The sequence below is a fragment of the Streptomyces sp. CAI-85 genome, from assembly GCF_013363615.1.
In the GTDB taxonomy this organism is placed as follows: Bacteria; Actinomycetota; Actinomycetes; order Streptomycetales; family Streptomycetaceae; genus Streptomyces; species Streptomyces antibioticus_B.
Genome location: NZ_JAANNX010000241.1, coordinates 1 through 710 on the forward strand (window position 1 = coordinate 1; position 710 = coordinate 710).

1 pseudogene is annotated in these 710 nt (G+C 71.3%); it reads right to left on the reverse strand.

Annotation, left to right across the window (positions count from 1 at the left end):
- Window positions 1-710: pseudogene (locus tag G6W55_RS38050) on the reverse strand (glycine dehydrogenase (aminomethyl-transferring)); the annotation flags it as partial.

A 710-nucleotide genomic window follows, 5' to 3' on the forward strand; every position in this document is an offset into this window, starting at 1 on the left:
TACATGCCGGCCATCACGGCGAGCAGCACCTGCGCGGTGCAGATGTTGCTGGTGGCCTTCTCGCGGCGGATGTGCTGCTCACGCGTCTGGAGCGCGAGCCGGTAGGCGCGGTTGCCGTCGGCGTCCACCGAGACACCCACGAGCCGCCCGGGCAGGCTGCGCGCGAACTTCTCGTGCACGGCCATGTAGCCGGCGTGCGGACCGCCGAAGCCCATCGGCACACCGAACCGCTGCGTCGTACCGATCGCGATGTCCGCCCCCAGCTCGCCCGGGGACTTCAGCAGCGTCAGCGCGAGCAGATCGGCGGCGACCGTCACCAGCGCCCCCAGCTCGTGCGCCTGCTCGATGACGGCCGTGATGTCGCGTACGACGCCGGAGGCGCCCGGGTACTGGACCAGCACGCCGTTGATCTCCCGCGCCGCGAGGTCGGCCGGGATGCCGTCGCCGAGGTCGGCGACGACGATCTCCACGCCGGTCGGCTCGGCCCGCGTCTGGATCACCGCGATGGTCTGCGGCAGCACGTCCGCGTCGATGAGGAAGAGGCCCTTCTTGTTCTTCCCCATACGCCGCGACAGCGCCATCGCCTCGGCGGCGGCGGTGCCCTCGTCCAGCAGCGAGGCACCCGAGGTGGGCAGCCCGGTGAGGTCGGCGACCATGGTCTGGAAGTTCAGCAGCGCCTCCAGCCGGCCCTGCGAGATCTCCGGCTGGTA